Source organism: Skermanella sp., assembly GCF_059503625.1.
This window is the reverse complement of the sequence record NZ_JCACHA010000843.1, coordinates 1-8,489: the sequence shown is the minus strand read 5'-3', so window position 1 is coordinate 8,489 and position 8,489 is coordinate 1. Positions and strand designations below refer to the sequence as shown.

The following is an 8,489-nucleotide window of genomic DNA, read 5'->3' as shown; positions in this document are numbered from 1 at the left end:
CCAGGTCGCCGAACCGCGCCTCGCCGCCGCGCCGGGCGTACAGGCTGTCGAGCTGGGCGATCTCCGCCGCCGCGACCTGCCCGTACTCCTCGCCGGCGTACATCTCGATCCACTCGCGGTACGGGTTGCCGTCCAGCCTCGTCGCGGGATCGGCCATCAGTTCGGCCGCTATCTCGGCATAGCCGACGATGCAGGGGGCCAGCGCCACGTGCAGGTCCAGCAGGTCGCCCGCCATGCCCCGTTCCAGCACGAAGCGGGTATAGGCCAGCGTGCCGGAGGCTTCCGGCGCCGCGGCCATGGCGTCCTCGTCCAGGCCCCAGCCGGCGCAGAACTTGACGTGCAGGCCCATTTCAAGGTCGAGGATCGCCGAAAGCGATGCCCCGGCCTGCCGCATGTCGGCCAGCGTGTCGCTCTTGTAGACGGCCAGCGCATAGGCGCGCGCGAAATGGATCAGGAACAGGTAGTCCTGGATCAGGTAATGGCGGAAGGCCGCCTGCTCCAGGGACCCGTCGCCCAGCCGGCGGACGAACTCATGCCGGGTGTAGCGCGTCCATTCCGCGCCGGCGGCTTGGCGCAGGCGGTCGAAGAACCGGTCGGGCGTCCGGTGCTCGGGCATCCGGCCTCAGCCGCCCTGCATGTTGCGGGTGCCCGACGGCAGCTTCAGCGTCAGGCCGTCCAGCTCTTCCGACATGATGATCTGGCAGCCCAGGCGCGAGGTCTTGGTCAGGCCGAACGCCAGGTCCAGCATGTCTTCCTCGTCCTCGGATGCGTCGTTCAGCAGGTCGTACCATTCCGGCTCGACGATGACGTGGCAGGTCGAGCAGGCGAGCGAGCCTTCGCACGCACCTTCCAGGTCGATGTCGTTCTTGTGGGCGATTTCCAGCACCGACAGGCCAACGGGAGCATCCACGTCGCGGCGGGTGCCCTCGGTGTCGATGAAAGTGATCTTCGGCATGATGCCATAACTCCGTACGTTTTATTCTTATCGGTCCGAAACCGCGAAAGCGGGACTAAAGGTTCGGGCTTGGGCTTCGTCAAGCGAATCCGTCAATTTGCCCGGCGAATAACTCTCCCGCACGCTTATGTCCTATTGCGCGGACCCTTCGGGAAGACGCTGCCGGCGCTCCCGTATCGTGGCCGCAAGGGCTTCCAGCCGCTCCAGCCGGGCCATGGCCCCGGCGGCGGAGGTATGCTGGCTGGCACGGAACGCGGCGGACAGGTCCAGGATGCACTGCTCGATATCGCGGGCGGCCCGGTTCGCCAGCCGGTCCAGCTCCGCCGTGTCGTCAGTTCCGGCCGCCTCGGTTTCCAGCGCCGCCAGTTCCGGGTCGATCGGAGCGGCGGTGCCGGCCGATGTCGTCCTTGCCATGTCCAGCAGATAGCGCGCGCGGCGCACGGGATCGCGCAGCGTATCGTAGGCATGCTGAAGCGCGTCCAGGTGCGCCCTCGCGTTGGACTTCTCGCGCGGCCCCTTGTCGGCGAAACGCTCCGGGGCGAGCGTCCGGCGAAAGCCGGTGAACTGGCGTTCCACCACCGCCGAATCGACGTCGAAGCGCACCGGCAGGCCCAGCCGCGTAAATGGATCGAGAATGCGCGGCGGCTGCACCGTGCCGCAATGATGGCAGAACAGGGCGCGCTGCGACACCGGCTGGGAACATAGCCAGCAGGAGACGATGTCCCCCGTCACCGTGCCGGGTCTTCCGCTTCGTGGTTTACGCTCGGTCATGCCGGATCGCTTCTGTCATGATGGCTCAGGGGCGCAGCACGGCACCCGCCGCACGTCGTCTTTACAGATAAGGTGTCCCCTCGGCAACGCCAGCGGTCGGGGGACAGCCTTGAGGAAAGGTCGTCAGGCGGCGGGACCGGGCGTCCTCCGCCGCAGTGCCGCCCAGGCCTCGGCCAGGCGGTCGATGTCTCCCGCCGTCGTTGCCCAGCCAAGGCTGATGCGGATCGCCGATCCCGCCTCGGCGGCGGGCACGCCCATGGCGGTCAGCACGTGGGACGGCTTGACCTTGCCGCTTGAGCAGGCCGATCCGGCGCTGACCGCTATTCCGGCAAGGTCCAGCGTCATGATCTGGGTCTCGCTGGTGGCCCCCGGCATCGCTATGCAGGTCGTGTTGGCGACCCTCGGCGAGGCATGGCCGTAGACCAGCGCCGGTTTCCCCGCCTCCTGTGCCGCCCGGATCAGCCGGCGCTCCATGCCATCGCGCAGTTCGGCAAGCGTGCCCTGGGCATCCAGCCCCTCGCGGGCCAGCCGGGCGGCGGCGCCGAACCCCGCTATGCCGGCGACGTTCTCGGTCCCGGCCCGGCGCCGGTGCTCCTGCCCGCCGCCCCGCAGTACCGGAGCGATCGGGATGCCGTCGCGGACGATCAGCGCGCCGACGCCCTGCGGTCCCCCCAGCTTATGGGCCGACAGGGTCATGAGGTCGATGCCCAGCGCATCCATGTCCAGCGGGATCCGGCCGGCGGCCTGGACGGCGTCGCTGTGGACCAGCGCGCCGTGCGCATGGGCGATGCGGGCGACATCGGCCAGCGGCTGGATCGCGCCGGTCTCGTTGTTGACCCGCATGACGGAGACCAGGGCCGGTCCTTCGGCATCGTTCAGCAGACGCTCCAGCGCTTCCAGATCGACCAGCCCGCCGGCGGTGACCGGAATGCGCGGGGCGTCCGGCACCGTTTCCAGGACGCTGTCGTGTTCGATCGCCGACACCAGGATGCCGGTCCGGCCGGTGGCGCGGAGGGCCGCCGTATTGGCTTCCGTGCCGCCCGAGGTGAACACGACGCGCGCCGGAGCGACGCCGCACAATACAGCGACTTCCGCCCGCGCATCCTCGACCACGCGGCGGGCGCGGCGGCCGAAACCGTGGACGGACGACGGGTTGCCGGAAACCTCGAAGGCGGCGGCCACGGCATCGCGCACCTCCGGCCGGATGGGGGCCGTCGCGTTGTAGTCGAGATAGATGGGATCGCGCATGCCGGCTTCTTGTGTATCACAGGTCCGTCGGGCGAGGCCCGTTCGCGTTGAGCCTACTCCGCCGCTTCAGCGGCCGCAGCGCGCGGTTCGACGACCGCGTCGGGCAGCATGACATGGGACGATCCGAGAACCCGGCGCTCGCACACGTCGGCGACCGTGACGCTGCTGAGATAGAGGTGGATCTGGTTGCCCAGCTCCTCCCACAGGTCATGGGTCAGGCAGCGGCCCAGGTTGGTACGGCATCCGGCGGGGGAGCCGGCGGCGCAGCGGGTGGCGCGGATCGGCTCGTCGACCGCGAGGATGATGTCGGAAATCCGCATCTGGTCGGCGGGACGGGCCAGCAGGTATCCGCCGCCGGGACCGCGCACGCTCTTGACGAGACCACCCTTGCGCAGGCGTGCGAACAGCTGTTCCAGGTAGGACAGCGAGATTTCCTGCCGTTCGGCGATGTCCGCAAGTGCGATCGGAGCGCCTTTGCCGCTGCTCGCAAGATCGACCATCGCCATTACGGCGTAGCGCCCCTTGGTGCTCAATCTCATTCCAGCCACTCCTGCTTCTGCCTGAACACCATCCCCGATATACCCTTACCGCGTCCTTGCCGACGGGTGATATTTACCACGGCATCGTTCCGGCGGTCGATTTACTGGCGAAGATGCTTGAACACCCCGTCATTCGCTGTGGTATAGTCGGCGGTCTTGTCGAATTGGTATGACCAACACGCCTGGGTAGTCAGCGGGCGCCGAGGATCACCTCAATTCGGTATATAATGACCTAGTGCAGTGGTCAAGTATTCCAACGGCGGGATCTTCGCATGCTCGGGTGAACATCCTACTCGCTTTCTCGGTTATCAACGAGCCCCGCCCACTCATACCGTCAGGTATGGGCCAACCTGTTTTCGCCGGGACCCACACCGCAATGCCTGAAGTAATGATCAATGGACCGGCCGGACGGATCGAAGGCCGGTATGTTCACGGCAAGCAGCCCAACGCGCCCGTCGCGCTGTTCCTGCATCCTCATCCGCAGCACGGCGGGACGATGAACAACAAGGTGGTCTACACCCTGTTTCACGCGTTCGGCCGCCGGGGATTTTCGACCCTCCGGTTCAATTTCCGAGGTGTCGGACGCAGTCAGGGCACCTACGACCGGGGCGAGGGCGAACTGAGCGATGCGGCCTCGGCGCTCGACTGGCTCCAGACCTTCAACCCCAACGCTTCGGCGTGCTGGATCGCCGGTCACTCGTTCGGCGCCTGGGTCGGCATGCAGCTGCTGATGCGCCGGCCCGAAATCGACGGTTTCATCTCGGTGGCCCCTCCGGCCAACTCGTTCGACTTCAGCTTCCTGGCGCCCTGTCCGTCCAGCGGCCTGATCGTCCACGGCAACAAGGACGAACTGGTGCCCGAACAGAGCGTCCATAAGCTCGTCAACAAGCTGTCGCACCAGCGCGACATCCGGATCGACTACCGGCTGGTGGACGGTGCGACGCACCTGTTCTCCAACCACGTCGAACAGCTCGACAAGCATGTCGACGACTACCTCGACAATGCGCTCGGCAGCCGGATGGCGGCGGTCGCGGAGTAGGGTTCGCCCGAATCCTGGAGCGGGGTGGCGCCCCACTCCAGGAACGTTCTTTCAAGGCGCGCTGAAGCGCCCGCCGGTCACCGGCTGCGGCACGCCGGTCGTGCCGGGCAGGCTCAGCGGCAATCCCAGTCGGCTGCGCACCGCCAGATAGCCGAACGCCTGCGCCTCCAAGGCGTCGCCCTGCCAGTCCACCGCGTCCACCGGCTCGACCACCGTCCCCAGCATCTGCCGCAGCAATTCCATCAGGAAGCCGTTCAGCCGCCCGCCGCCCGTGACCAGCCAGCGGACGGGCGGTTCCGGCAGCAGTTCGGCCGAGCGGGCGACCGAGGCCGCCGTGAAGGCGGTCAGCGTCGCCGCTCCGTCGGCGGCGCTCAGGGCCGATACGGGCGACGGATCGAAGGCGTCGCGATCCAGCGACTTCGGGGCGGGCTGGCCGAAATACGGCGAACCCATCAGGCGCGCCAGCACGTCCTGGTCGATCGTGCCGGATGCCGCCAGCGCCCCGTCCGCGTCGTAACCTCGCCCGGTGTGCGACAGTACCCAGTCGTCGATCAGGGCGTTGCCCGGTCCGGTGTCGAAGGCCAGCACGTCTTCGTCGCCGTGCCCCAGCCACGTCACGTTGGCGACGCCGCCGATGTTGAGCACCGCCAGCGGCCGTTCCAGCGTTGCGGCCAGCGCCCGGTGGAACAGCGGCACCAGCGGAGCGCCTTGGCCGCCGGCCGCGACATCGGCGGTCCGGAAGTCGAAGACGACGGGGATGCCGGTCAGCCGAGCCAGCAGCGACCCGTCGCCGATCTGCCACGTCCGGCCCTGGTCGGGCGCGTGGAAGATCGTATGGCCGTGGAAGCCGATCAGGTCGATGCCGCCTGCTTCCCGCGCCAGCCGCTTGACCGCATCGGCGTGCAGTTCGGTCAGCTCGCGCTCGACCTCCGCCACGGGACCCTTGCCGCCCAGGCAACCGCGCAGCTTGGCCCGGAACTCGTCGCCGTAGGGGATCGTCAGATGCGCGCCGGTCTCGACATGGGAGATGCCGTCGGTGCGGATCAAGGCCGCGTCGATCCCGTCGAGCGAGGTGCCGCTCATCAGGCCCAGGGCTGTCCGCAGGGGAGAGGACGTCATGGCTTCACTGCCGTTGCTGGTTGATGACGATGTAAGCGAGTAAATTTACCGAGCATTCCGTTTCCCACGGCCTGTTTCCCACGGCCTGTTTCCCACGACGCACCGTGACGCCGCAAGCCCCGCTGGCTCGATCGGGCCCTTTATGCTAACAGACGCGCCTTGACTAAACCTTGCATCAAACCCTGGAACAGCGTGATGAGCGATCTCCGTTCGGAATTTCTGCGCACCCTGTCGGCGCGCGGCTTCATCCATCAGTGCACGGATGTGGAAGGCCTGGACAAACTGGCCTCCGAGGGAGTCGTCACCGCTTATATCGGCTATGACTGCACGGCGGACAGCCTGCATATCGGGCACCTCGTCTCGATCATGATGTTGCGCCTGCTCCAGCGCACCGGCCACAAGCCGGTGGTCCTGATGGGCGGCGGCACGACCAAGATCGGCGATCCGACCGGCCGGGACGAAAGCCGCAAGATGCTGACGGACGAGCAGATCGCCGCCAACATGGCGAGCATCAAGCGGGTGTTCGGCCAGTTCCTGACGTTCGGCGACGGACCGACCGACGCCGTCATGGTCAACAACGCCGACTGGCTGGAAAAGCTGGAATACATCACCTTCCTGCGAGACATGGGCGTCCACTTCACGATCAACCGCATGTTGACTTTCGACAGCGTAAAGTTGCGGCTGGAGCGTGAGCAGCCGATGACGTTCCTGGAATTCAACTACATGATCCTCCAGGCCTACGACTTCCTGGAACTGTTCCGCCGGACCGGCTGCCGGCTCCAGATGGGCGGCTCGGACCAGTGGGGCAACATCGTCAACGGCGTCGAGCTGGGCCGCCGGGTCGATCAGGCCAGCCTGTTCGGCCTGACGACCCCGCTGATCATGACATCGTCCGGCGTCAAGATGGGCAAGTCGCTCGGCGGCGCGGTCTGGCTCAACGCCGACCGCCTGTCGTCGTACGATTACTGGCAGTTCTGGCGCAACACGGAGGATGGCGATGTCGGCCGCTTCCTGAAGCTGTTCACCGAACTCTCGCTGGAAGAAATCGCCGAGTTTGAAAAGCTCGAAGGCGCCGGCATCAACGAGGCGAAGAAGCGGCTGGCCTTCGAGGCGACCAAACTCGCCCACGGCGAAGCGGCGGCGCTGGAAGCGGCGGAGACCGCCAGACGCACCTTCGAGCAGGGCGCGCTGGCCGAAGGCCTGCCGACGATCGAGGTGACGTCGGCCGACCTGGCCGCCGGCATCCCGGTAGTCGATCTGCTGGTCCGTGCCGAGCTGGCAGCATCCAAGGGCGAAGCCCGCCGCCTGATCAAGGGCAACGGCGCCCGCCTGAACGACGAGGCGATCGGGGACGAAGCCCGCGCCGTGACGGCGGCCGACCTGAACGCGGACGGCGTGCTGAAGCTGTCCGCCGGCAAGAAGCGGCACGTGCTGGTCAAGGTGGCGTGAGAGCCACCCCTCAATCCGACTCCGGATACTCATAGACCCAGGGGTCCTTCTTGACCCCCGGGTCATGGTCCAGGAAGAACAGGTTTCGCAGGAAGCCCGGCGCCAGCACGGCCAGGGGATTGACGCTGACATTCGGATCGCTGAGTTTCCCGTCGATCCTGTATGTCGCGGAGAAGACGCCCTGACCCTCGCCGCCGGTCACGATGTCGCCCAGCAGCGGGATGATGCCGAGCAGGCGGTTCAGTCCGTAGACCGGCACGATGGTTCCCTGCAACTCCGCCCGGTCGGCCTTGAGGTCGACCAGACCCTCCATCGTCAGGCCCAGCGCCGAACCCGATGTGCGGACGTTCTTGAACCAGATCTTCTTCAGCGACTCTTCCCAGCGGAACTCGCCGGTCAGCTTGGCGAAGCTGATGCTGCGGCCTTCCACCAGTTCGGCGAAACCGCTGGGCGAGGCGGCGTTGAGCAGGCGGGCCAGCGCCGGAGCGTTGACCGCCTCGTAGTCGTTCATCTCGATCCGGCCCGCCAGCGCGCTGTCGGGCTTGGCCGGGTCGGTGCGGCCGACGATGGTCAGGCGTCCGCCGCGTATGTTGTCGAACAGGTCGAGCGCATGCAGCAGGGCGCCGGCGTCGCTGGTCTCCAGCACCAGGCGCCGCGCCCTGCCGTCCGGTCCGTAGCGCAGGACCATGGGAGCGTTCGCGTCGCCGACCTTCGATTCCACCTGCGCCGAAGTCCAGTCCAGCCGGTCGCGCTTGAGATCGGCCTGGACGTCGCGCAACGCGCGGCCATCGCCCAGGATGACGCGGCCGAGCTTGGCCGTCACTTCCAGCGGTACCTTTTCCTCTGGGTTTCCGGCCTCGGTGCCGTCGCGGCCCGGCCCTTTGCCGTCCTCCATCAGCGGACGGGCGTCCAGGCTGCGTCCGGACACCTGGAGCTTCCAGCCGCCTCCGGCTATCGGAACGGCGGAACCCGAGGCTCGCGTCTCCCCCAGCGACAGGTCCGAAACGCTGGCGCCGGCGACCCTGTCGCCGCCGCCCGCCAGTTCGACCGCGCCGGCCGCCTTCAATCCCGCCGTGTCGATGGTGATGCCGGACAGGCGCAGCGCATCGCCCCGGTTCAGTTCCAGCGTGCCCTTCAGCGTGCCGGGCAGCCCCGGAGCCTTGGTCCAGCCCAGCGGTTCGACCGCCATGGCGGCCTCCCGCAGGTCGAAGGTCGCGGCAAGGCGGCCCTGGCCGGGCTTGGCGACGGTGTAGACCGCGTCCATCTGGACGGGACCCGACAGGTACGGCTTGGTCGGAAATCCCAGCCGCTCGCGGTCGCCGTCGCCGACCTCGCCGCGCGCGGTGATCCGGGTCAGGATGTCGGCCTT

The 8,489-nt window shown here is 67.4% G+C and carries 8 protein-coding genes and 1 pseudogene; 2 read left to right on the top strand and 7 right to left on the bottom strand.

The genetic code is table 11. From position 1 onward, the window contains the following. From AC5JJ6_RS30495 to AC5JJ6_RS30475, 5 genes are all read right to left on the bottom strand, one after another. Positions 1-616, bottom strand: a 616-nt coding sequence (locus AC5JJ6_RS30495; protein ID WP_496045658.1) for a TenA family protein, incomplete at its 3' end; no start/stop codon positions are given. 6 nt (positions 617-622) lie between these two features. Next, positions 623-955, bottom strand: coding sequence for a ferredoxin family 2Fe-2S iron-sulfur cluster binding protein (locus tag AC5JJ6_RS30490; RefSeq protein ID WP_496045657.1), 333 nt, complete (start codon positions 953-955; stop codon positions 623-625). A 132-nt stretch (positions 956-1,087) separates the two neighbouring features. Next, a complete protein-coding gene (locus tag AC5JJ6_RS30485) occupies positions 1,088-1,726 on the bottom strand; it encodes a molecular chaperone DnaJ (RefSeq protein ID WP_496045656.1) in 639 nt (212 codons plus the stop codon). Between the two features lie 123 nt (positions 1,727-1,849). Then, a complete protein-coding gene (locus AC5JJ6_RS30480) occupies positions 1,850-2,974 on the bottom strand; it encodes a cysteine desulfurase family protein (protein ID WP_496045655.1) in 1,125 nt (374 codons plus the stop codon). Positions 2,975-3,027: 53 nt separating this feature from the next. Then, the gene (locus AC5JJ6_RS30475; RefSeq protein ID WP_429646815.1) at positions 3,028-3,513 is read right to left on the bottom strand and encodes an Rrf2 family transcriptional regulator; all 486 of its coding nucleotides are present in this window, start codon (positions 3,511-3,513) and stop codon (positions 3,028-3,030) included. 376 nt (positions 3,514-3,889) lie between these two features. Here AC5JJ6_RS30475 and AC5JJ6_RS30470 point away from each other — a divergent pair, with 376 nt between their 5' ends. Beyond that, on the top strand, positions 3,890-4,552 hold the full coding sequence (locus AC5JJ6_RS30470; protein ID WP_496045654.1) for an alpha/beta hydrolase: 663 nt from the start codon (positions 3,890-3,892) through the stop codon (positions 4,550-4,552). 51 nt (positions 4,553-4,603) lie between these two features. Here the strand turns inward: AC5JJ6_RS30470 and AC5JJ6_RS30465 are convergent, their stop codons facing one another. Beyond that, complete coding sequence (locus AC5JJ6_RS30465) at positions 4,604-5,671, bottom strand: anhydro-N-acetylmuramic acid kinase (protein ID WP_496045653.1); 1,068 nt, start codon at positions 5,669-5,671, stop codon at positions 4,604-4,606. A 195-nt stretch (positions 5,672-5,866) separates the two neighbouring features. On the opposite strand from AC5JJ6_RS30465, the gene tyrS reads away from it, so the two are divergent. Continuing rightward, entirely contained in the window at positions 5,867-7,120 is a 1,254-nt protein-coding gene (gene tyrS, locus AC5JJ6_RS30460; RefSeq protein ID WP_496045652.1) for a tyrosine--tRNA ligase, read from the top strand. Between the two features lie 10 nt (positions 7,121-7,130). On the opposite strand, the pseudogene AC5JJ6_RS30455 reads toward tyrS, so the two are convergent. After that, positions 7,131-8,489: pseudogene (locus tag AC5JJ6_RS30455) on the bottom strand (DUF3971 domain-containing protein); the annotation flags it as partial.

Bases quoted from the DNA above. Each gene is read 5' to 3' on its own strand.
- AC5JJ6_RS30490 (WP_496045657.1), bottom strand. From the start codon at position 955: ATGCCGAAGATCACTTTCATCGACACCGAGGGCACCCGCCGCGACGTG.
- AC5JJ6_RS30485 (WP_496045656.1), bottom strand. From the start codon at position 1,726: ATGACCGAGCGTAAACCACGAAGCGGAAGACCCGGCACGGTGACGGGG.
- AC5JJ6_RS30480 (WP_496045655.1), bottom strand. From the start codon at position 2,974: ATGCGCGATCCCATCTATCTCGACTACAACGCGACGGCCCCCATCCGG.
- AC5JJ6_RS30475 (WP_429646815.1), bottom strand. From the start codon at position 3,513: ATGAGATTGAGCACCAAGGGGCGCTACGCCGTAATGGCGATGGTCGAT.
- AC5JJ6_RS30470 (WP_496045654.1), top strand. From the start codon at position 3,890: ATGCCTGAAGTAATGATCAATGGACCGGCCGGACGGATCGAAGGCCGG.
- AC5JJ6_RS30465 (WP_496045653.1), bottom strand. From the start codon at position 5,671: ATGACGTCCTCTCCCCTGCGGACAGCCCTGGGCCTGATGAGCGGCACC.
- tyrS (WP_496045652.1), top strand. From the start codon at position 5,867: ATGAGCGATCTCCGTTCGGAATTTCTGCGCACCCTGTCGGCGCGCGGC.